Raw genomic sequence first — 23,911 nt, forward strand, 5'->3', positions numbered from 1 at the left:
TCTAGTATACCATACTATTTCCCTGATGTCTTGATCGTTGAGCCATTCATATGTTTCACACGGGCAGAAATCTCCTTGTGACGGCCATTCACCATTGGACGTGCTTGCGGATTTCCAAGATAACCACAGGTGCGTTTGACCACATCCACTGTCTTCGGATCGGTATTGCCACAATTTGGGCACTTGAAACCACGCTCTGTTGGCTCAAAGTCTCCCTCAAACTCACAGGCATAGCACTTATCAATCGGCGTGTTGGTTCCCAAATAACCCACTCGATCATAGGCGTAATCCCACACAGCCTCAAGTGCTTTCGGATTTTGCTGAAGAACTGGGTATTCACAATAATGGATAAATCCTCCACTAGCACCAACCTCTGGATAGATTTTTTCAAAGTCCAATTTTTCAAATGGTGTTGGGTTCTTACGAACATCGTAGTGGAATGAATTGGTGTAATACTCTTTATCCGTAATGTTTTCCACAATACCGAATTTCTCCGTATCCAAACGACAGAAACGATCTGTCAAACTTTCTGATGGTGTCGAATAAACTGAGAAATGATAGCCGTACTCGTTTGACCAACTTTCACAAAACTCTTTCATCTGACGGACAATATCTACCGTAAAGTCCTTGGCTGCTTCGTTTTTCTCCCAATCACCGCCGTAGAATACCGTTGCCACCTCATAAAGTCCAATGTAACCAAGAGAGACAGTTGCACGACGATTTTTAAAGAGTTCGTCAACCTTATCTGTTTTTTCTAAACGCTTTCCAAAAGCACCATATTGATAAAGAATCGGTGCGTTAGCAGGCGTTGCTTCCTTCACGCGCTCCACACGGTAAACCAAAGCATCCTTGGCAATCGTCATACGCTCTAAGAAAAGGTCCCAGAACTTATCCATATCACCATCAGCTTCCAAAGCAATGCGTGGCAGATTAACCGTAACAACCCCTAAATTCATACGTCCAGAAGTCACATCCTGACCATTTTCATCCTTCCATCCTTGCAAGAAAGAACGACATCCCATAGGTGCCTTGAAAGAACCTGTTAACTCAATAATCTTATCATACGATAACATATCAGGGTACATTCGCTTAGTGGCACACTCCAAAGCCAATTGCTTAATATCATAGTTCGGCGAATCTGGCTCCAAATTAAGCCCACGTTTTACCGTAAAGATTAATTTTGGAAAAATCGCAGTGCGACCTTCACGTCCCAAACCTTTAATACGGATATTAAGAATGGCTTTTTGAATCTCACGCTCAAACCAAGACGTTCCCAAACCAAAACCTAAGGATGTGAATGGCGTTTGTCCATTGGAAGTAAATAACGTATTAATCTCATACTCCAAAGACTGCATGGCATCATAGATATCTTTTTGAGTCTTTTGACGAGCATAATCTTCACGTTTCTCTTCGACGACCCATTCCGCAGCATCTTTCAAATGCTTTTGATAATTCAATTCAGCATAAGGGGCTAAAAATTCATCAATGCGATCTGCCGTACAACCACCATATTGACTAGAAGCGACATTAGCAATGATTTGAGAAATCTGAGCAGTCGCTGTTTGAATGGACTTAGGACTTTCAACCTCAGCATTCCCAATCTTAAAACCATTTTTTAGCATGCCTTCAAAGTCAATGAGACAGCAATTGGTCATAGGCGTATAGGGACTATAATCCAAGTCGTGGTAGTGAATATCACCTTTTTGATGGGCATTAGCCACATGCGGTGGCAACATTTTTAGACCAATGGATTTCCCTACAATACCAGCAGTCAAATCACGTTGTGTGTTAAAAACATCACTGTCTTTATTGGCGTTTTCATTGACCACCGTTTGATCTTTATTGAGCAACTTATCAATGGAAAAATTAATATCCGTTGCCTTTGCACGATCAAAATCACGTTGCGTACGATAGTTGATATACTGTTGAGCTAGCGCATACTCCCCAGCTTGTAACAGTTCATGCTCTACAATATTTTGAATTTCATAAATCTTAATATTTTCATGAAAACGATCGTAGATTTCAGCCACAATACTAGCAGCTATCCCCTCAAGTTTGTTTTCAATTAGAGGCGTCAATGGAGTAATTTCATTACTAGCTCGCACTAGCGCCTGATAAATTTTATCCGTATCAAAAGGCACCTGTCTACCATCACGCTTAATTACTGTAATCGATTTAATCACCATTACTGACACACTCACTTTTCATTTAAATATTAACAAGATCTATTATAACATTACCACAAAAAAAATCAATATCTTGTGTTATAAAAACATTCAAAACACAATATATTGATTTTTTCATTTATTTCAACTGATAAACTGTAAAATGTTCTACTCCATCTAAAGATAATTGAGTATAGTATTTTGTCAAGTTGTCCTGTACCGATTCACTCAATACTGACCCATTATTCACAATGACCAATTGTGATTGACTACTTAGAAAATCATCTTCAAAATCTTTAATACGATCATCTGATGCTTGATAAAGGCTCGAAACAGGATAATGCGTCGCTGTCCGGCGCTCACTTAATAGATAAATATCTATTTGATGATCAACTACCACCACAGACTCCTCATCAGCGATATTATCCTTAAGATAGTTAGCAATGGCTATACGCTCACTATCCTGTTTTGTTTCCTGCATATTTCGGTAAAATGGCAGAGCAGCAGCAATAACAATCAAAGCAAGAGGGCCACAGAGGTGACTAAAGATAAAAGTCCCCCACAAGCTACGCTCAGCTTCTTGACGACGATGAGAATGGCGACGACTCGCTCTTTGCTTAGCAAAGCCAGCCAAACTAATTATAGTCAAGATAATTCCAAACGGTAAGGCTGGCAAAAGCTGATAAAACGCCCAGCTTTTTGACAAAGCCGCTAAAATAATATAAACCAAAAGGCTAAGAAAAATTAGAACACTAGACAAGCGATCTGTCTTGACTTTTCTCATATACTCAAAGAATACTATTGCCCCTAATAATAAACCAGAAAAGAAAGCTAAGCCAATTTGCAAAAGTGCAGCTTGCCAAAGAGAATTTATCCCCCATGATAAATGTGTAAAGTTATAAAAGAGAACCTGTCGCAAATAGGGAACTATAAGTTCAAATGTAAACACAAAATAACCAACAGTGTAAAATACTACCATCAAACCAAAGGTGATCGCAAGATTCTGATAAAATCCACGCGCTAATCGTTTGTGCACAATATTATAACCAGATAACAGCACAAAAGCAATCACCCAAAAAATCAAGGTTCTTGGTTCAAAAAAGAGAGCTAGCGCAGCATTGACACCATAGAGAATAAAACCCTCATCTTTGGTCATTTCTGCAAAATAACGAATCAGATACCACAGCCCCATCAAGACAAAAGGCGATGCCCATTGCATCGGATAAAAGCCACCAAAACCTAGAGTAAGATTAGCCAAATAAAAAGCTAGTCCCCCGGCCATGCTGGCACTCGCATTATCCGTATAAAAAAGAATAATTTTAGAAAGATAAATCCCTGACACATAGAGAGCTAAAAATTGCACCCCTAAAAGATAAAGTTGACTACCTAGTACTTGACTCAAGCCAATGATACCATAAAAAAGAAAACCACCTGTTGTAAAAACATCGCTATACGGTAATTGATTCCTAGCCATCATCATTCCTGTATAAAGATTAAATTGATGGTACTCCGTCATAAAAGAAGCCATATAAGGCAAGACAACTGTCAATGCTGTCACCAAAATACTTAAAAGTAGTATTTTAAAATGATGAGATGCACCCAGATGAAACTGTCTCAAACGTCTAGATTCTTCTTGTTTTTGTTCCTGCAAATTAAGGTCTTCCTCAAGAGACATTGTCTCTCTACTCTCGCGACTTCGTCGGCTATAAGTGCTTGGCTGAGCTATTTGCAATTCTTTAGTATCGTTCACGGTAAGTCTCCTTGCTAGTTACCTTTCTAGTATATCCAAAAACTAGCTTATCGTCAATTTTTCCAAGAGCTTTGCATAGCGTAGCATTTCCTTAAAAGTATGTAAGTACTTCGCTTCATATCGTTCCATAAACTCTTCCTCTTCCTTTGTTAATCTCATAAGGTTACCTCCCTTCGTAAGATTATTCGAGAAAAAGTTATAAAAGTATCGTTATTCTAACAATATAATCTGCGCCTCATCACTCTGTCCATTCTTGAGAAAGGAACCAAGCTAACTCTTTTATAGACATTTAGATTTTATTTAGTACCCGTTGTGCTAGTTAATTCTAACCAAATTAAAAATCTTTGCGTATCATAAACTCAAAACAACCACGAAATGAGGGAATGATATGCAAAGCCAACATTATTATCTCGCCAATCCCAATCAAACACAAGTTATTCTTTCAAAAATCTTACCCAAGTTCTCGCTTTATATGAGCGATTTGTTCCCTATGAGGTTCGAAATCGGCGAAACATCCACCTACAAAAACAATCTGATGTCGTTACTATCTCTAGTTATCTCTGAGCAATTCAAGAGGGTTGCCGGACGGCAAGTGCTATTTACCGTCCGATTCGTCATAATCTCTTCCCCTACACCTTCCCAGAACGCTCTCGATTTTGCCGTATCTGTCAAAATCTTGCTCAAAGTATTCAGCGTATGCGCTATTTTATGCTTTTAGACCTTTGTCAAACCTGCTCACTCGGCTTGATTGACAGCTTTCCTTGTGTCCTATGCCAGCCTATTCGCAACATGAGAGGTACATTGTTATCAGAGGTGACAGATATTGGCTATCATGCGACTAAGAAAATCCATTATTATGATGGCTTGAAATTTTCAGTTCTTATCAGCGATTGTCGGTTTCCTATTGATTATGTTGTCACACCCGCATCTATCTATGATGCGATGTTGCTTTGGAGCTAATTGAAAATAGCCATTCCCAATCGTTTATGGAGATAAAGGACATGTGGATAGACAAACAAAGGCAAAGTTAGCAGACTGTGGTACCCAGTTAATTTCGCAACTCAGAAAAAACATGATGGATTATTCATGGCTAGAAAATTATAAAATCAGTCGATTGAGGAAACCATCAGAGACCGTATTTTCTAGTTTAGAGCAGTTTGGAATTGAATCTTTACGTTGCCGAAACATTAAGGCGCTCAAATTTAAGACAGAGGCAATATTACGTATCTATTCTCTTTTGCTCAAAAGCAGTCATACTGATTTTGGGATCAGTTTAAAATATTCCCTTGCTTACGATTGATTAACTAGCACAACGGGTTATTTAGTATTTTTTATTAGCACTCGTACCAATGCGATGTAGGGCACTCAAAACACCTCGGAGAGTTCTGGGCGGAGTGCAACTGTCTTATCTCTTTCTCAAACCATTAATTTTGGCCTCAAGTAACTAGAGCACGGAAAATTGACCATCCTATAAATTGGTTTAAAATCTCAAAAGAGTCTGGGACAAAAAGATTTTTAGTTTAGAAAATTTATATCAAATAAATCTAATTTTCTAATAAACTGTATATAAAAACGAACAAAGATACTCTTTAAATATATAAGAGATAATTTTTGTTCGTTTTTTGTTTTATTGTCCAGAGTTTTGTCTCAAACTCTTAAGTACAGACCTATAAAGAGCTTTTGTTATTCATTCTCATCAAGGAAGCTATTAAAGACTTCCTCAATCATATCCCACTCAGCATCTGAGTCTTCTGGGATTGGTTGCAAATCACCTTCTGTACCATCTTCGTTTTCAGTAAATGAGTAGGCTTGAATTTCCACTTCTCCATCAGTATCTGCTTCATCCCCATGTGGCACAAGAAGAACATAATTCTTCCCAAATTCTTCACGACCATCAATGGTCATTAAAATTTCAAAAAGCGTTTCATTTCCTGCTTCATCAACAAGTGTGATTAACTCTACTTCATCGTGATTGTGTTCGTGTGACATATTGTTTCCTCTTCTAAAAGTGACGGGATAAGTGAAAATAACCCTTTTCACACTCATCCTAAGTTCTTATAATATTAAAAATGCCTATCTAAGTAATTTTGTAAAATAAGCTGAGCTGCCAACTTATCAATAACCTTTTTACGCTTACCACGGCTTACATCTGCTTGCTCAACTAACATACGCTCTGCTTGAACGGTTGTTAAACGCTCATCCTGATAATCTACTGGCAAATGAAAGAGCTCTGCTATTTTTTCACCGTAAGAACGGCTTGCCTCAACACGAGGCCCCTCTGTATTATTCATATTCTTAGGGAGTCCAACAACAAATTTATCCACGCGGTATTCCTTGACCAATTCTCCGAGGCGTTCAAAGCCAAGTTCTCCAGCTTCTTCATCAATTTTAATGATTTCAACGCCTTGAGCCGTAAATCCAAGAGGATCACTAATGGCTACACCAACTGTTTTTGAGCCCACATCTAATCCTATGATTCTCATTTTAGGTCAATCCCATTTCCCTTCAAGTAATAACGAACAAGCTCCTCAACAATTTCATCACGTTCATACTTACGAATCTGATTACGAGCGTCATTATAGCGTGGCACATAAGCAGGGTCACCACTCAATACATAACCAACAATTTGGTTAATTGGATTATATCCCTTTTCATCCAAAGAACGATAAACGCTTGTCAATGTTTCGCCGATTTCTTTACGATTAAGATCGTTCAAATTAAAGCGGACAGTTTCTTCTGTAAATCCCATAAAAACACCCTCTTTCTACTATGGTTATAGGTCTATTATAGCTTATTCTAGTAGATTTCACAAGCTTTCTAGCGTCTTTTCACTGACACTATGGAAAAAAGTTGCAATTCCTTGTGCTGTTTTATAAATTAGTTCTGGAGTTCGCTCCATCGCTTGATTCAAAGACATAGGACTATCTAAAATCGGGAAAACTCCAGAAATTCCTTCTTTATAGACAGAAGCCATATCACCAGCTGTTGATCCTACAATTGCAACAGCTGGTACACCGTATACTCTAGCTCTATTAGCAATACCTACTGGTGTCTTACCTTGCAAGCTTTGGTTATCCATGCGCCCCTCGCCAGTAATTACTAAATCAGCTTCTTGAAGTGCCTTGTCAAAACCAACTAGATCCAAAATAGTATCTATCCCAGATGTCATTCTTGCATCAAAAAAGGTCATTAGAGCAAATCCTAAACCTCCTGCAGCTCCAGCCCCCTTCCAATCCTTTCGAAATTTTCCCGTTGCTTGCTCACACTGGTGGGCAAAATACTCTAAGCCTTTATCTAATTTTTTGATTTCGTCTAGAGTTGCTCCTTTTTGAGGACCGAAAATGGCTGACGCTCCACACGGACCACAGAGTGGGTTTGTCACGTCTGATAAAATAATAACCTCTAAATCAGCTGGTAACGTTAAAAAATGACTTAAATCCAGCTCTGCTATTTTCAAAAAAGACGACGGAAGCGGAGGGAGCTCCTTCCCATGTGTATCTAGAAAACGAATACCGAACGCTGCTAGAAGCCCTATGCCTGCGTCATTAGTAGCAGAACCGCCAAGTCCTATATAAAGTCTCTCCGGCCGGTGAGACAAAGCCTGCAATATCAGCTCACCAGTACCGTAAGTTGAGGACGCCATAATATTTCGTTCGTTTTCAGGCACCGTTGTTAAACCAGACGCTTCTGCTATTTCTATTACAACTGACTTGCCCCTATCAAGAAGACCATAACGTGCTTGCTGAGGTTTTCCTAGAGGATTACGGACTTCCACCGTTTTCCAAGTCCCTAAAACCTTAGACATAATAGCCTCAATGGTTCCTTCACCTCCATCTGCTACTGCAAAAACATCAACGTCATCATCTGGAAAAAGCGAGTGAATCCCTTGAGTCACATAGGAACCAATTACTAAAGAACTTGCACTTCCTTTAAAAGAATCCGAAGCGACAACGATTTTAGCCATGTGACATCCTCCTTCTTTTACATTATAAGCCAGGTAACACAAAAACGCCAGAATAAATTTCTGGCGTCCCTTTTTATCTAAAGTACTGCACGCATACGAGCTTGGGCATTTTCCACATTACGAATGGAACGTGGTAAGAAGGTACGAATATCATCTTCTTTATAGCCAACCTGTAAGCGTTTATCATCAACTAAAATAGGGCTTTTTAAAATACGAGGATTTTCTTGAATCAAATTAATCACTTCGCTAACACTTAATTCATCCAAATCAAAATTAAGAGCTTTCGCATAGCGATTTTTTGAAGAAATAATGCTCTCCACACCTTCTTCAGTCTTTGTCAGAATATCAAGAATTTCTTCTCGTGTTAAGGGTTCTTTACCAATATTTTGTTCTTTATAAGGGAGTTTGTGAGCATTCAGCCAACTTTTGGCTTTTTTACAGCTAGTACAACTTGAAACTGTATAAATAGTAATCATGTTCCGTCTCCTTTCACATGATAGTACGATTATACCACAAATATCCTATGAATAACATAGGTCTTTGGACCTATTTACTATTAAAAATACAATTTTCTATCCTTTAACCCCAAAATTAAGGTAAATATACAAGATTCTCACTCCATAACGTGATGGGTAGGTTAGGACAATCTAATGAACACATTGACTACCTACTAGCATTGCTTCTAATCATCCAACTCAAGCTCAATAGCAATATCTTCAGTATCAATTTCCGGTGCTGAAGTAACTTCTTCGACAACTAGAGTTGCTTTAGCAGCTTTTTCTTCGTCGCTTTCTTCAAGCAATCCATAGTGCAAACGAACCTTACGATCAATTTCTTCAAACACTTCTGGGTGTTCTTTTAGATACTCTTTAGCTTTTTCTGAACCTTGACCAATTTTCTCATCATTGTATGAGAACCAAGCGCCAGCTTTTTTGATAATATCCAACTCTGTTGCAATCTTAAGGAGCTCACCAGTTTGTGAAATTCCTTCACCATACATGATTTCAACTTCTGCCACTTGGAATGGCGGAGCAACTTTGTTTTTAACGACCTTAATCTTAGTTTCTTTACCAATACTTTGATCTTTTTGGTCACCAGTCCCCTTAATTTGAGTGCTACCACGTACGTCCAAACGCACAGAAGCGTAGAATTTCAACGCACGGCCACCAGGAGTGGTCTCTGGATTACCAAACATCACGCCCACTTTTTCACGCAATTGGTTGATAAAGATAGCAATCGTCTTTGTTTTATTGATTGAGGCACCAAGTTTACGCATGGCTTGACTCATCATACGAGCTTGAAGACCAACATGGCTGTCACCGATGTCTCCATCAATCTCAGCACGTGGCACAAGAGCCGCAACCGAGTCAATAACGACCAAATCAACTGCACCTGAATCAATCAATTTACCAGCAATTTCTAGCCCTTGCTCACCCGAGTCAGGCTGAGAGAGAAGCAACTCATCAATATTAACCCCAAGAGCTGCTGCATAGGCTGGATCAAGGGCATGTTCCGCGTCAATAAAGGCAGCAATACCACCCTCTTTTTGTGCTTGAGCAACCGCATGAAGGGCAACTGTTGTTTTACCTGAACTTTCAGGACCATAGATTTCAATAATACGTCCTTTAGGGTAGCCACCAGCACCAAGAGCGATGTCTAGCGCCAATGAACCAGAGCTCATCACTTGAACTTTCTGCTCTGCACGTTCACCCAATTTCATCACAGCGCCTTTACCAAAGTCTTTTTCAATGCCTTTTAAGGCTTCTTCCAAAGCTTTCTGACGCTCGTCACCAAATTTTTTGGTAATTTCTTCTGTCTTTTTGGTTTTCTTAGCCAATATTTTTACCTCTTCTTAGATATTCTCTCTATTATACTAAAATTTCATCAGATAATAAAGCCTGACGCACAAGATTGAAAGCATGAAGAGTGGCGATATAGCGGACATCAGCACGACTACGCCCACCAATTACCACCTTAATACTTGTCACACTCTTTTCACTAGCAAGTCCTATGAAAACTGTTCCTACCGGTTGTCCCTCTAGTTCATCTGGCCCAGCGACACCTGTAAGAGAGATTCCAAAATCACTACCAACTAATAATCGTGCCTGTTCTGCCATTTTTTCAGCCGTAAAAGCCGAAACCACACCATGACCTTCCAAGTCTTCCTTAGCAATACCAAGCATTTTAGCCTTTTCTGACAAACTATAAGTCACAAAACCACCTGCAAAAACTTGAGATGCCCCTGAGATATCAGCAAGACTTGATTGGAAAAGCCCAGCTGTTAAACTCTCAGCTGCTGTCAAGGTCTTCCCCTTTTCTTTCAGTAGATTGACCACAGTTTGGGCTAGACTATTGTCATCGCCGTAACCATAGCAGAGCTCCTTGAGAGCTTTTCCTTCTAAGGTTTTAACTGCCAAGATTTGACTTTCGAACCCCTCTAAACGAGCAATTGCTTCCGCCTCTGAAGTCGCCTTGGTCGAGAGACGCAGAGTCACCTCGCCCGTTTTAGCGTATGGTGCAATCGTCGGGTCAGTTTGTTTGTCAATGATATCAGATAACACTGTTACCAACTGACTTTCTCCTATACCAAAGAAGCGTAACACGCGCGAGTAGAGTCTCTGATGATCCTGACTTAATAGCGGAACTAGATTTTCGTTGACCATCGGTTTTAATTCACTCGGTGGCCCAGGGAGAACAACATAAGTCACTCCATCAACCTCAAGCAAGGAGCCAACAGCAAGTCCTGTCACATTTTGGATGGGAATTGAGCCAGCTACTAGCTGAGCCTGACGCTCATTATTTGACGTCCTGGCATATTGTGGCCTGGTCGCAAAAAAGTCGTCTAACTTGAGACTTGCTTCTGGGTCAAATACCAATTCTATTCCCAAAAATTTTGCCAGGGTCTGTTTGGTTAAGTCGTCCTCTGTAGGACCTAGACCACCGCAGAGGATCACCAGATTGCTCCGCCTTTTAGCAATCTCAAGAACCGACAAGAGACGCTCTTCATTATCTCCTACCGCTGTCTGGAAGAAAACATCAATTCCTAGCTCTGCCATTTTCTCCGATAAAAATTGGGCGTTAGTGTTGACAATCTGCCCTGTTAAAATTTCGGTCCCAACCGCAATAAGTTCAGCCTTCATATGACCTCCTATATGATTATTCGTTATTTATGAGGATATTTTACCATAAAAATAGACTTCTTTTTAAAATAAAGAAGCCCTTTAATTGTATTATGTTTTTATTATTTTTCTAGTAAAAATTCACGTGCGACGTCTGGTTGTTTAATTTCTTTTAATCCGTTCATTTCTAGTAAAAAAACCGTGTCGCAGACCGAAAAAACTTCTGATAGATTATGAGAGGTGAACAAAATAATCTTCTCCCTACTGTGTTCTTTAAGTATCTGGTAAGCTCTAAAACGCCTAGTTTCATCTAACCCATCTAATAATTCATCTAATATTAAGACGTCACTATTGATAGACAAACTATAAACAAAAGTAAATAATTCTTTCATTCCTAGTGAATATTTCCCGATTTTTTTCTTTAAATAATCAGCTCCACCCATTTGTTTGAGATAGAAATTAAATCTTTTCTTTTCATCTGATGATAATAGATTGACGTAATCTTGTGCTGCCAAATGTTTATCAAAAATATCTAAATTCGGAATATAAGAGATTCTGCCACATTGTAAACCGCCACTCTTTATTAGTACCTCCTTATTGATAATACTAAATAAAGTACTCTTACCTACACCATTTCGTCCAATTATACCAAAAATTCCCTGATTAGAAATGGTAAAGTTAAGATTATGAAAGATATCTGTATTTAAGTTTTTAACTTGTAAACTCATGCTTTCCCCACTTTTCTAATAAAATAATTTTTATATAAATAGTTTGAAATAATAAAGAAAATGATACTCAAAGTTAACAAGTAAGTCATACCGATTAAAAATACATTATCAGGTAAAACGGCTGAATCATTAAGAATCTGACCATATCCCATATACTCAAATGGGAAAAATTTTTTCATAGACTGAAACCATTCTTCTTGTGCAATTGTCGCAAAGCCAGTCAAACTTACAACAATCATTCCAATGGTTACTAAACTCTTCTTGAAAACTAGTGACAGAAGTTGTCCTAAGCTTGTTATAAAGAATAAAGAGCTTAGAAACAATAAAACTGATTTTAAAGTTATACTCCAGATTGGAACAATCGTTTTGTCTTCTGTCAAATAAGGGTATTGCCACGTTCCAAAGCCATCCATAACCCCTTTTACTAAATAAAGAACACCAAAACTCATTATGGTAGCTAAAAATGTCCAAAACACTGGTACAATGAGCTTGGTTATCAAATGACTAACTTTCCCTCGACCTAAAAAATGGTAAAGTCGAATTTGAGAGCTTTCAATTTCACTGCTAAGATTATCTGCTAACAAAATTGTGAAGAGAACCAAAAACGTTGTTGAGGACAGCCAAGATACGATTGTACGCCCTATAACAAAAGATGTATCTGTTGTATCATTGATGATAATGCTAGGAATTCCGTTTACTGACTTTATTGACTGATGGTAATCTATACGCTTCATAACTTCCTTATACTCTTTAGAATCTTTATCCTCAATTTGGGAAAGCTGAAACTTATTTAGATTATTTTCTAAGTCAGAGTACAACGAAAAATCTCCTTTGTCTAAGGCAGATTTTTGTTCTAACCTAATATTGTAAATCTCTTTTGCGTAACCTAGCTGAGTATTAACTTCCTCATCATTTGGAGAAATCTGAGCCATTCTCTCTAATTCTTCTACTGACCGCTGAGATTCTTGTAAATTCAGATTTACCATCTCTGTTTCATGAATAGCTAATTTCGGTTTTAAGACTATCTGATTGAACCCAAAAAGACCAAAAATGATAAACACGAGTAATGATAAACAAATAATATTCTTCGGATTAGCAAGATATTTTTTAGATTCAAATACCCAAAATCTCATTTTTTGCTCCCTTCACTTATTCCTTATTCATAAACAAACACTAGTATGTCGTATAACTGTAGGTATATAGATACGCTGGATTAATTCCCCAGTCCCGTCGTTCAACCGTGTAAGACCGTCTAAACCCATTCTGATAACGTAAAGTCATCCAGGTATATCTATTTTCTGTATGATTCCCTCCTACAAAATGGATTTCATATCTAGTACTTGGAACCTCTGCCACCTGAATAGCTGAAACATCATTTTTTAAACCAAGACCTAAGAAAGCCATTAAAATTAGTGTTAACGAAACATTATTTTTTATTTTATTAAACATGATATACCCCTTTTTATTATATAAAATAAAACAACAAATATAAATTTCACCTAATCCATCGGACTCACCTTCTTTCTGTAATTCCTCTAACAGCTATCCCCATGACCATAAATCCAACCACGGATCATTAAGTATTAGACCGGCAACTAGCGGAACAATAATCAAAAATAATTTGCTAATTTTTCTTACCATTACAATACCTCTCTTGTTTTTGATATAATAAGCATAATATATAAATTTTAACAAAGTTAAAAATGTTGCAAAAATTCACATTATAAGTTTATCAGGAGGATATTTATGAGATGGGATTACGGTAAAGTTTATAAAGAAATACGACAGGCTAAAGGTCTAACTCAAGAGGAGGTTTGTGGCTCTTTTCTCAATCGTTCAACACTTACTCGTATTGAAAAAGGAGAAATCATTCCTCGTTTTGATAACATGGTTTTTCTGTTAAAACAAATAGACATGACTTTATCTGAATTTAAGTACATTTGTAATGAATATTACCCTAGTGAACGCAGACAGATTATCACCAAGATGCAAAACAATATCTCTTATTCAAATACAGAAGAATTAGAAAAATTACTTATTGATTGTCAAAATTACCTCAAAAATCATGATGATATCCCTATACGCAATATCTATCATAGAGGACTTGTCATATTAGAAATTAGAAAAAACGGTATTAAAAATAATCAAGCACTTCAAATACTTGCTGAAAATATATGGAAAGAATTAGAAGTTAAAGACCAATGGTACGGTTCAGAATTAGCTTTACTAGCTAACATTATTTTTTATTTTAATGATGAAGCGTTCCCGCTGATCACTGAGAAAATTTTAGTTAGTTTAGATAGATTTAAAAACTACCGAGATATTAAACCTTTCCAGTTATCATTACTCTCTAATCTGTCAACTATATATTTACAAAAAGGACTTATTAAAGATTGTGAGCAACTTACTCAAAAAATCCTGACACTCTCAAAAGAGCTAAAAGTTTATAACAGCCTTGGCTTTGCCCAAGTCCGTCTTGGTATCTGTCAAAGGGATGAATCTCTGATTGACAAAGGATTGACACTGTTGAAACTCACTGAAGAAGATGACTTAGTAGCTATGCTGGAAAAAGAAGTTGAGCAGTTCTATAAACAAAAATAAGCCTGCCGATGTCGATAGGCTTTTTCGGTTATCTAAACTCGCAGGTTTTCTCATGATCATTAATCAGTCCTGCTGCTTGAAGATAGGAATAGACGCATACTGGTCCAACAAACTTAAAACCTCGTTTTTTAAAATCTTTAGAGAGGTTTTCAGAAAGTTCTGTCTTTACAGGAACTGCTTGATGATTGTCAACGTTATTGTCAATGGGTGTAAAACCCACCCAAGACCAGAGGTACTTATCAAAGGTTCCAAATGCTTTTTGAACGTTAAGAAAAGCTTGCGCATTAGCCCTTGTAGCGTAGAGCTTTGCCTTATGGCGAATGATGTCAGTATTGTCAAGCAGACTGTCCAGGTCACTATCAGTCATCTGTGCAACTTTTTCTATCTCATAATCATGGAATACTTTGCGAAAAGCTGCGCGTTTGTTTAGGATGGTCTCCCAGGACAAGCCAGCCTGATAGGTTTCCATACAAAGGAGTTCAAACAACTTTTGCTCATCATGAAGGGGACGCCCCCACTCCTCATCATGGTAGGCAATATAAAGAGGATTGGTCATCTTGACCCAAGAACAACGTTTGGACATTACTTTTCTCCTTTGTATTTGGTATTTTTAACAGCTCTGTATCTTGCTAATTGAACTGAATTCGAGCTACAAACTGGGTGAAACAGATAAATTCTCCTAGACGCAAGCGTCTTCGTCGTATTTCCTATTTTCACTGGGTTTGTGACGCTCTCATATCTTATTTCATCAACATCTTCAGTGCTGATTTGATATAATTCTCTGCCGTGTCGGTTGTTCCTTCAAAGAAGGCTTTGATTTTCTTAAGCTCTGCTGCTTTGTATCCAAGGGCTAAGAGGGCTTCCATAGCCTCATCCAAGGCTGGGTTTCCTGCCTGAACAGCCTTAGTAGCTTTGCTATTGTCAACAGGCGCTTCGACAAATTTACCTGCCAAGTCCAGCACCATTTGTTGGGCTGTTTTTTTCCCAATCTTAGGAAATTTCATCAGGTATTTGATGTCGCTATTGTCAATCGCAGCAACCAGTCCTGCATTATCATCGACGGCAACAATAGCTAGCGCAGTCGTCGGACCAATGCCTGACACCGAAATCAGCTTGAGGAAAACCTCTTTTTCATCTTCACTGTGAAAGCCAAAAAGCAGATGGGTGTCCTCACGGATAACTTGGTGGAGGTAAATCTGAACCTCGGTACCAACCTTATCTGAAAAACTGTAAGGATTGGCAACGTTGATGACGTAACCAAGACCTGCAGTTTCCACCACAATATATTTAGCTGTAATTTTCGTTAATATTCCTTTGATGTAATCGTACATCTCTAACTCCTTTTTCTATTCTGATTTGATTGCCAGTCAAATCCTAGTTTTAGCTCTCTACGCCAAACCATTCCAAAAGCGATTGCTTCGCTTTGCTTTCTGACCAGTCATGATAACTAGCAAAAACAGCTTGAACAGAACCTAATCTTTCAACTAACTGGTCTATGGCTAAAAAGCTGCGCCAATATTCATAAAAAATAGCAGCATAGCTTCCCTCATAGGTTTTCTGTCCAAACTCTGACAGAGAGTGCCACCCATATTTTTCTTGAAATAAGTCTACCAATTCTTGATTTACCGATTTTTCAGCCTCAAACTCTGTTTCCGTCAAAAAATAACGACGGCTGATGTACTCAACCATGCCCTCTTCAAACCAGATATCCTGCTCTAGATCATCATCAAAATCATCTAAGAAGAGTTCACTCCAGTGTGCTAATTCATGACCTACGATTTGCAGCAGATAGTTCTCAGAAATATTTTGATAATGCTGACGTAACGTGGTTATTTGCTCAGTAGCTTCATAATCATCCAGTTGCTTTTCGTAAAGTTCTTGCCAGACAGATAGCTCTGGTGTCATAACCATACGGACCTCATTCGTATAGGCAGGAACAGCAATATCACGAATATATCTAGTCGCTACCTTTTTATCAGACCATAGAATCACTTCGGGTAATTCTTTAACTTGAAAATTATTACTTAAATAAGCGACATAGTCTTTTAAAAGACTATCATGTTGTTTCACAAACTGTTGATAAATTTCTAATTGCTCTTTCGTTTCAACGGCATATAAATGGTTCATTTTGATACCTCCTTCTCATGCATCTGCGCTGCTTTTACAATGAGAAACACCCCTGTAGTTGCAGCAATAATGAATATGATTTGGACACCTAAAACACCTGTCAGACCACTCAAAGATACCATACCTCCTGCAAGGACAATCCCCAGCGGTTGGGCGATGGAAATAAAACCTGAATAGGACCCAATTTTATTGTCGTCCATCATCTGAGCACGTAAGACCTGGCTGGCAGGGACGTTAATCATTTCACCGATGGTATAAACAACAGCTGATAGAAGGATTGGTACCAAAGTCTTAAAGGTAAAGGCTGCAAAGAGCCCACTGGCAAAAATGGCAGAGCCTAAAACGAGTTGCGGTATCAATGTCATTTGTCGCGTCAGCCGGTTGGCAGTCGTCATAAAGAGGACAATCATGATGGTATTGATTAAGACAGTGATGCTCAGCAATTTTGCCCCAGTCACCTCAAAACCAAATAAGGTGCTTGGCTGATAGATAGTCTTGTAATGAACGGCAATGTAATTGTCAATCTGAGCCCAAACACTAGCAAAGAGAATTGTTCCCGCTGAGTAAATCATGAAAGTCTTGTCCTTGACAACGTCTCCGTAATTAGCAAAGGTTGATAGAATCCCCTTACCGTGGTTAAAATCCAGATTAACCGGTCTAGTTTCGGCAAATTTAAAGTACATCGCCATAAAGGTAAATAAGGCAATTCCTGTCATAGCAATGAGTAATTCGAAGAAATGATGGTCATAAAAAGCACCAGCAATTCCTGATCCCAACATCACCGCAACATTAATTAACCAATAATTGATGGTGTAAACGTAACGACGGTTTTTCTCATCTGTTAGGTCAATAATCATAGCATCATAGGCAGGATGGTTGAAATTCGACATAATCTCAACAATGAAAATCCCAACAAAGGTCAAAAGTGGCATCACTCGTCCAGGAATATTGGCAAGCATGGTTAAAATATAGCCAATCACAACACCCATATTGCCAGTATCTGCCACTTTTTTACGCCCTATCGAATCAGACAAATGCCCCCCATAGAGGATTGCAACAAAGCTGAAAACCTGTGTAATGATGACCAACATTCCAGTGATAAAAGCACCAAAATACTCCACATAGTACATAGACATAAAAGGGAAAATGGCAGATCCTAAAACCACAGATAGAAAGCTCAACTCCAAACGCCACTGCAACTGCTTGGGCAAGCTAAAAAATTCCTTCACTTCATAATCTCCTTAATCTCTACTAAGAGCGTTTCTTTCTCTCCAACACACTCACTAAAACCCAATAGAAAAAGGTAGCTAAAGCAGATATTCCAATCCCATCGTACCAGTCATAGGTACCTCCCATAACAAGATTACGAATCACAATATAAACTCCTGTCGAAATCAGCAGTAACACAAAGACAAATGCTATTCTTTTTAACATGTTCAATCCTCCACTAAATCCTTTCTAGTATAGCATAAAACCACCCGAAGGTGGTTAAATTGATAATAAGCCAATGAGGTTATTCAAAGTATGAGGAAAAATGGTAAACCAAATATTTTTGTACTTATATTTAACAATTCCAAATACAAATCCTATGCCTATATGAGGAAATATCAGTAAGATTTGTGACAAGGTTACTGTATGTAAATGAAGAAGTCCAAATAGTACTGCTTGGACAATAATAGCAATCCAAATAGATATTTTCTCATTCAAATTTTCCTGAATAATACCACGGAAAATAAGTTCTTCAACCCTTGGTCCAAAGAAAGTCATCACAGGTATGGTTGCCCACAGTGGCATCTGAATCATAACTGCACTAACTCTAAGATCATTTGCTAAGAATTCTTCTTGTAAATGTAAAACAGTCATGATACTATCACTTAGCCAATTAAAAATAATAGCACTAGCTAATTGCAAAATAAAAATACCTAAAATAAGATAAACTAATTTCCATTTGTGACTTAAAAAGGATTTTAACTGGTTTAATAAGTCGTTTTTGAAAAGAACGATACCCCACAGCCAAAATAAAACATACAAGACTAATTTCCATTGCAATGATAGTCCAATTATCTCTTCAAATATGATTTGAGCACCATTAAAGAAAAATAGAAAAGCATAGGCTAAAAAGTAGAGTACTACTGACAATCGAGCCTTCATACGTAACCTCCAAAAATTGATTTTAGGTTACAATGTTTTCTTGGATTTCCTTTATCATTAGAACAAACACAATAAGTAGATAAACAAGCGTTAAGAAAAGAGCTGTTTTTAAATCAACAAAAGTGAGACCTACTAGGTAAATAAAGATCATCCCATAAGTTTTAAGATTATCGAACTGTCTCAATTTTTTGATTTTTGGTAACGATAACTCCAACCAGTCATCTAAAGAAAGTTGATAACACTTAGCTAGACCATCTTGAATGGTTCTCCCTTTTTCCTAATTAATGACTGTCTGTCTAGAAACACCTATTTTTTCTGCTAATTTTTCTTGACTGTCATTCTCTGCCAATCTAGCTAATCTAGCTAATCTAATTTTGTCCCCAAGAAACATCCTAACCTCCTTCCGTTTATAGCAAGCCTACTATTTATCCTAGACAAAATCCTTTTACATTAGTGTAGAAATCCTAATACTTCCCTAATTCTCTCAAACTGGTGTGATTCTCCTGAATACGGCGGAACATTTTTTCCATATCAGCTTTTGTAAAGTTGACAAGAACTGGTCTGCCGTGTGGACAGTTATAGGGATTTTTCGTTTGTGATAACTGTACTAGCAAATTACGAGCCGAATAATCATCTAAGGTATGATTAGCCTTGATACTACGTTTACAGCTCATCATGATAGCAAGCTCTGCGCGGTATTTCTTAATTGACACCTCATTTGTTAGAAGCAGCATATCACACATCTCATAGATGCCACTTTCAATCTCTTCTTCTTTCATCCAAATCGGATGCTCACGCAAGATAAAGGTATTTTCACCATAGGATTCTAAGTTAATCCCTACTTCATTTAACATGGGCATTTTTTCTTGTAAACTTAAAAAGTCAGAAGTTGAAAATTCAAACAAATAAGGGACTAGTAGCTGTTGTAAAGAATTGTCAACGTCACCAATTTTGTCACGGTAGTATTCATATTTCACACGCTCCTGAGCCGCATGCTGGTCAATAATATAGAGCCCGCCTTTTCCTTGAGCAAACAAATAAGTGCCGTGCATCTGCCCAAAGTAATCTAACTCAGGGAAAGTTGACTGTTCTTCGTTTTCTAAATTTTCTAGGAGGCGATTCAGCTTTGCCTTATTTTTAAAATCAAGATTATCATGCTCATCATCTTCTGGAAAACAGCTACGCTCTGCCACTTTGACACTTGATGGTTTGTTTACAACATTGTCAACTTCTGACGGCTCCGCTATTTTCTCAGAGGTTAAAACATCTTCAACAATTGTTGTTTCAGGTTTTACAAAGAAATCTTGTTTTTCTGTATCGTAATAAAGATTTGTTGATTTTAGCGGGAGACTAGTTTGTACTGGCTTCTCGACTTTTCGGACACTTGATTTGGCTAGATTTTCTAAAGCATCTGGAATCAACTCTTGAGCTCGCAAGCTATCAGCAATCGCAGAGCTAATCAGCTGCATCAGCTCTTTCTCTTTAGAAATTCGTACCTCCTGCTTAGTTGGATGGACATTGACATCAGCAAGGTAGGGATCAATTTGGATATCAATCACAGCCAATGGAAAACGTCCTACCATGAGCTTAGAACCATAGCCATCTAAAATCGCTCGATTAAGCAAAAAGTTTTTAATGTAACGGCCATTAATTAAAAGAGTAATATAATTACGATTAGCCCTTGTCAACTCTGGTAAAGAGACATAACCTGATACTTCAAAATCAAGGTCTGAAGCTGAAATCTCAACCATCTTTTTAGCAGTATTTAACCCGTAGATACCAGCAATAGCTTGTCGTAAATCTCCTGTCCCGGAGGTTTTAGTCAGCTCACGTCCATCTGCAATAAGGGTAAAAGCAACTTCTGGATGAGCCAGGCTCAAGCGATTGACCACATCAACGATATGGGCCAATTCCGACTGCAGGGTTTTCATGTATTTGAGACGAGCTGGGGTATTGAAAAAGAGATTTTCCACCGTAATTTTAGTACCAATAGGGGTGGCAATCGGCTCAATACTTTCAATTTTACCGCCATTTGAAACTAAGATTGTCCCGTGCTCTTCACCCTCCGTAGCGGTAACAATAGTCATATGACTGATTGAAGCAATAGATGGCATGGCCTCACCACGAAATCCAAGCGTTCTGATACGAAAAAGATCTGCCTGTGTCTTTATCTTACTAGTGGCATGGCGGCGTAGAGCAAGTTCGACATCACTAGAACTCATTCCTTCACCATTATCGGTTATTTGAATCTTTTTGAGCCCTGCTTCTTCAATCTCAATGGTTACTTGCTTACTGCCTGCATCAATAGCATTTTCAAGCAATTCTTTGACCACGCTTGCAGGACGTTCAACAACCTCTCCAGCAGCAATTTGGTTAGCTAAAACCTCAGGTAATTCAATAATTTTTGTCATAATTTTCCTCGCTTTATTTGAGTTCTATTATATCATAAGATAAAAAAATAGACCTAGTTACAACAGACACATCAAAAAACGACTTCTTCAACACTTGAACAAAGCCGTTTTTTATAATGATTTTTCATTTATATTATTCCCAATAAATGATTGCTGCCCTCATTGCACTATTGAAATAGTAATAAACCATAAAACTCTTAGTTGTTTTATCTGTTTATCGTGTAAATCCGATAAATCTCATCTCTCACTACACTAACTTCTTCAACTCGTAGAGGGCATTCATCGCCTCCATTGGAGTTAGATTCATCACATCAATCGCTTGTAATTTTTCAATTAGTACTGAGTTTTCATTTTCTGGGAAAAGGCTGAGCTGTTCTCCAATATGAGACTGCTCTAAGTCTCTCAACTGCTCTTCTACTGTATTGAGTTGAACTGCTCCAGTTTCCAATTTCGTCAAAATACTGTCCGCACGGCTCAGTAAGGGTCTTGGAAGCCCAGCAATTTTCGCCACATGAATACCATATGATTTATCCGCAGGACCATCCGCAATTTTGTGGAGGAAAGTGACTTCTCCATCTTTTTCTAAGGTCGATACATGAACATTTACAAGACTTGTCAACGACATTGACAGCTCTGTCAACTCATGATAATGAGTTGCAAACATAGTCTTAGCTCCAACTTTATCATGAATGTATTCAATGATTGACTGGGCCAAAGCCATTCCGTCATAGGTAGCCGTTCCTCGTCCAAGTTCATCAAAAAGAATTAAAGATTTTTGAGTAGCTCGTTGAATTGCATGGTTAGCTTCCATCATTTCCACCATGAAAGTTGATTGACCTGAAATCAAATCATCTGCCGCCCCAATACGTGTAAAGATGGCGTCAAATACCGGTAAAGAAACCGAATCCGCCGCTACATAAGATCCCATCTGTGCCATAATGACTGTCAAAGCTAACTGTCTCATGTAGGTTGATTTACCAGACATATTTGGCCCTGTAATCAGCTGCATGGTTGTCTGACTATCAAAATGGATACTATTGGGAATGTAAGCTTGAACTCCCATAACTTTTTCGACAACCGCATGGCGACCTTTTTCAATAGCAATCGTTTGATTATCATTAAATGCTGGGCGCACATAATGATTAATCTCTGCTACCACTGCCAAGCTCTGTAGAACATCAACTGTTGCGATTGCTTTAGCTAACCCCTGTAAACGATCAATGTAGCGTTCAACCTGTGCACGAATACGCATGAAAATATCGTATTCAAGCGTTGCAGATTGCTCACGCGCTTCAAGCATTTCACCCTCAATTTTTGCTAATTCTGCTGTTCCAAAACGCTCTGAATTTTTGAGGGTAGCCTTACGAAAAAAATAATCTGGTACTAAGGAGAGGTTAGAATTGGTCACATGGAAATAGTAACCGTCTTTTCTATTGTAATCAATTTTGAGGTTATTGATCCCTGTCGCAGCACGTTCTCGTGCCTCAATATCAGCAATCCAAGTTGTTCCTTCTTTCATCACTTTACGGTACTTGTCTAAGGTCTCGTCAAAGCCTGTTCGGATGATATTCCCCTCAGAAACCGTGGCTGGAGCATCTGGGTCAATGGCTGAACGAATGAGATTTTCTAGTTCAGGCAAGGTGTCAATTTGATTGACAAGTGTGTCAACTGCCTGATGTCCGAATGATTCTAAAATTGCTTTGATATAGGGCACTTGAGCTAAGGTTTGGCCTAATTGTAATAAATCTTTAGGATTGGCCTTACCAAATGACACACGGCTTGCTAAACGTTCAATATCATAAACACCTTTAAGACCATCTGATAGATCACTACGTTCAATAAATTGCTCTAAAAAGACTGCTATGATTTCTTGACGCTCTAAAATTCGCTCTAAGGAGACTAAGGGTCTGTCAATCCAGTTGCGCAATAAACGCATGCCCATTGCTGTTTTGGTTTCATCTAACAACCAGTAAAGGCTGCCATGCTTTTTGGTCGTCCTTGCATTTTCAAGCAAGTCTAAACTTGACTTCGTTGCATAACTCATTTGAAGGTAATCTTTAACTTCATAGTGAACTACCTTTTGCAAGTGAGACAGCTCTCTCATTTGAGTGCGATGAATGTATTGCAATAATTTTCCAGCGGCAGCTTTTTCCAAATCTGTCAACGCACTGTCAATCAAATGAACATCACTGTAAACGTCTAACTCCTGAGACAATAAAATATTCATCTGCTTGGTTAAAATATGCTCATCTTCTTCTGACAACTGATAACCGATAACCACTTCACGTGCCTTAAGGTTCTGCACTTCACTGCAAACACTAGAAAAATCAGATAAGTTAGTCACAAAAAATTCACCCGTTGAGACATCCATATAAGACAGAGCAAAATCCTGTCCTTTACGGTCAACAGCAACTAGGAAGTTATTGCCATTATCTGGTTTTGTAGAATCAACAGCTGTTCCTGGGGTAATCACCTGAACAACTTCTCGCTTAACCACACCAACTGCAGTCTTAGGATCTTCCATCTGTTCAGCAATAGCCACCTTATGCCCCAACTCAACGAGTACATCTATATATTGTTGCGCAGAATGATGAGGTACTCCCGCCATTGGAATAGGATTTTCAGCATTTTTATTACGACTTGTCAAGCCAATCTCTAAAATCTGCGCAGCTTTGACCGCATCCTCATAAAAAAGTTCGTAGAAATCGCCCATGCGAAAAAGCAAAAAAGCATCTGGATACTGTGCTTTAATATCCAAATACTGTTGCATGCCTGGCGAAATTTTTTCATTTGCCATAACTTATTGATTAATGGAGCTTAAACCCGTGACATTCACTGGTTAAAAATCATTTTAAATAGAGGCATCAATCCGAGCAAAAATCAATTTAACAATAT

General features: G+C 38.3%; 22 protein-coding genes and 1 pseudogene. 2 read left to right on the forward strand and 21 right to left on the reverse strand.

Annotation, left to right across the window (positions count from 1 at the left end):
* Positions 1-14: 14 nt before the first annotated feature.
* Positions 15-2,186 (reverse strand): anaerobic ribonucleoside-triphosphate reductase, encoded by a 2,172-nt coding sequence (gene nrdD, locus GZ996_RS01450; RefSeq protein WP_161980770.1) that lies wholly within the window; start codon positions 2,184-2,186, stop codon positions 15-17.
* Positions 2,187-2,304: 118 nt separating this feature from the next.
* Entirely contained in the window at positions 2,305-3,915 is a 1,611-nt protein-coding gene (locus tag GZ996_RS01455) for a hypothetical protein (protein WP_162011171.1), read from the reverse strand.
* A 388-nt stretch (positions 3,916-4,303) separates the two neighbouring features.
* Between GZ996_RS01455 and GZ996_RS12170 the strand changes: the two are divergent.
* Positions 4,304-5,215: pseudogene (locus tag GZ996_RS12170) on the forward strand (IS982 family transposase).
* Between the two features lie 383 nt (positions 5,216-5,598).
* Here the strand turns inward: GZ996_RS12170 and GZ996_RS01465 are convergent.
* The 10 genes from GZ996_RS01465 to GZ996_RS01510 all read right to left on the reverse strand — a co-directional run bounded on the left by GZ996_RS01465 (position 5,599) and on the right by GZ996_RS01510 (position 13,175).
* Positions 5,599-5,904 (reverse strand): DUF1292 domain-containing protein, encoded by a 306-nt coding sequence (locus GZ996_RS01465; protein ID WP_156805836.1) that lies wholly within the window; start codon positions 5,902-5,904, stop codon positions 5,599-5,601.
* Between the two features lie 74 nt (positions 5,905-5,978).
* Positions 5,979-6,398, reverse strand: a complete 420-nt coding sequence (gene ruvX / locus GZ996_RS01470; protein ID WP_156805835.1) for a Holliday junction resolvase RuvX — start codon at positions 6,396-6,398, stop codon at positions 5,979-5,981.
* Complete coding sequence (locus GZ996_RS01475) at positions 6,395-6,664, reverse strand: IreB family regulatory phosphoprotein (protein WP_156805834.1); 270 nt, start codon at positions 6,662-6,664, stop codon at positions 6,395-6,397. The genes ruvX and GZ996_RS01475 overlap by 4 nt, the downstream gene beginning before the upstream one ends.
* 57 nt (positions 6,665-6,721) lie before the next feature.
* A complete protein-coding gene (locus tag GZ996_RS01480) occupies positions 6,722-7,879 on the reverse strand; it encodes a glycerate kinase family protein (RefSeq protein ID WP_156805833.1) in 1,158 nt (385 codons plus the stop codon).
* A gap of 77 nt (positions 7,880-7,956) precedes the next feature.
* Positions 7,957-8,355 carry a transcriptional regulator Spx gene (spx, locus tag GZ996_RS01485; RefSeq protein WP_156805832.1) on the reverse strand — a complete coding sequence of 133 codons (399 nt, stop codon included), beginning with the start codon at positions 8,353-8,355 and terminating at the stop codon, positions 7,957-7,959.
* Between the two features lie 206 nt (positions 8,356-8,561).
* Positions 8,562-9,716 (reverse strand): recombinase RecA, encoded by a 1,155-nt coding sequence (gene recA, locus GZ996_RS01490; RefSeq protein ID WP_156805831.1) that lies wholly within the window; start codon positions 9,714-9,716, stop codon positions 8,562-8,564.
* 31 nt (positions 9,717-9,747) lie between these two features.
* Positions 9,748-11,019 carry a competence/damage-inducible protein A gene (locus GZ996_RS01495; protein WP_162011172.1) on the reverse strand — a complete coding sequence of 424 codons (1,272 nt, stop codon included), beginning with the start codon at positions 11,017-11,019 and terminating at the stop codon, positions 9,748-9,750.
* 101 nt (positions 11,020-11,120) lie between these two features.
* Positions 11,121-11,726, reverse strand: a complete 606-nt coding sequence (locus GZ996_RS01500; RefSeq protein WP_161980326.1) for an ATP-binding cassette domain-containing protein — start codon at positions 11,724-11,726, stop codon at positions 11,121-11,123.
* Positions 11,723-12,859, reverse strand: a complete 1,137-nt coding sequence (locus tag GZ996_RS01505) for an ABC transporter permease (RefSeq protein WP_161980327.1) — start codon at positions 12,857-12,859, stop codon at positions 11,723-11,725. Before GZ996_RS01505 ends, GZ996_RS01500 begins: the two co-directional genes overlap by 4 nt.
* Positions 12,860-12,899: 40 nt before the next feature.
* The gene (locus tag GZ996_RS01510) at positions 12,900-13,175 is read right to left on the reverse strand and encodes a hypothetical protein (RefSeq protein ID WP_156805827.1); all 276 of its coding nucleotides are present in this window, start codon (positions 13,173-13,175) and stop codon (positions 12,900-12,902) included.
* Between the two features lie 297 nt (positions 13,176-13,472).
* Here GZ996_RS01510 and GZ996_RS01515 point away from each other — a divergent pair, with 297 nt between their 5' ends.
* Positions 13,473-14,327, forward strand: a complete 855-nt coding sequence (locus GZ996_RS01515) for a helix-turn-helix domain-containing protein (protein ID WP_162011173.1) — start codon at positions 13,473-13,475, stop codon at positions 14,325-14,327.
* A gap of 28 nt (positions 14,328-14,355) precedes the next feature.
* Here the strand turns inward: GZ996_RS01515 and GZ996_RS01520 are convergent, their stop codons facing one another.
* The 9 genes from GZ996_RS01520 to mutS form a co-directional block, all read right to left on the reverse strand.
* Entirely contained in the window at positions 14,356-14,910 is a 555-nt protein-coding gene (locus GZ996_RS01520; RefSeq protein WP_162011174.1) for a DNA-3-methyladenine glycosylase I, read from the reverse strand.
* Between the two features lie 157 nt (positions 14,911-15,067).
* Positions 15,068-15,658 (reverse strand): Holliday junction branch migration protein RuvA, encoded by a 591-nt coding sequence (gene ruvA / locus GZ996_RS01525; RefSeq protein ID WP_162011175.1) that lies wholly within the window; start codon positions 15,656-15,658, stop codon positions 15,068-15,070.
* A gap of 49 nt (positions 15,659-15,707) precedes the next feature.
* Positions 15,708-16,454 carry an elongation factor Tu gene (locus GZ996_RS01530; RefSeq protein ID WP_162011176.1) on the reverse strand — a complete coding sequence of 249 codons (747 nt, stop codon included), beginning with the start codon at positions 16,452-16,454 and terminating at the stop codon, positions 15,708-15,710.
* Positions 16,451-17,683, reverse strand: coding sequence for an MFS transporter (locus GZ996_RS01535; protein ID WP_162011177.1), 1,233 nt, complete (start codon positions 17,681-17,683; stop codon positions 16,451-16,453). The genes GZ996_RS01530 and GZ996_RS01535 overlap by 4 nt, the downstream gene beginning before the upstream one ends.
* A 22-nt stretch (positions 17,684-17,705) precedes the next feature.
* Positions 17,706-17,888 (reverse strand): hypothetical protein, encoded by a 183-nt coding sequence (locus GZ996_RS01540; protein WP_156805821.1) that lies wholly within the window; start codon positions 17,886-17,888, stop codon positions 17,706-17,708.
* A 54-nt stretch (positions 17,889-17,942) separates the two neighbouring features.
* Positions 17,943-18,605, reverse strand: coding sequence for a CPBP family intramembrane glutamic endopeptidase (locus GZ996_RS01545; RefSeq protein WP_162011178.1), 663 nt, complete (start codon positions 18,603-18,605; stop codon positions 17,943-17,945).
* Between the two features lie 277 nt (positions 18,606-18,882).
* Entirely contained in the window at positions 18,883-18,996 is a 114-nt protein-coding gene (locus tag GZ996_RS01550) for a helix-turn-helix domain-containing protein (protein ID WP_162011179.1), read from the reverse strand.
* 73 nt (positions 18,997-19,069) lie between these two features.
* Complete coding sequence (gene mutL / locus GZ996_RS01555; RefSeq protein WP_162011180.1) at positions 19,070-21,016, reverse strand: DNA mismatch repair endonuclease MutL; 1,947 nt, start codon at positions 21,014-21,016, stop codon at positions 19,070-19,072.
* Positions 21,017-21,263: 247 nt separating this feature from the next.
* Complete coding sequence (gene mutS, locus GZ996_RS01560; protein ID WP_162011181.1) at positions 21,264-23,813, reverse strand: DNA mismatch repair protein MutS; 2,550 nt, start codon at positions 23,811-23,813, stop codon at positions 21,264-21,266.
* Between the last annotated feature and the right edge of the window lie 98 nt (positions 23,814-23,911).

The sequence above is a fragment of the Streptococcus sp. S784/96/1 genome, assembly GCF_902729355.1.
Classification (GTDB): domain Bacteria; phylum Bacillota; class Bacilli; order Lactobacillales; family Streptococcaceae; genus Streptococcus; species Streptococcus caledonicus.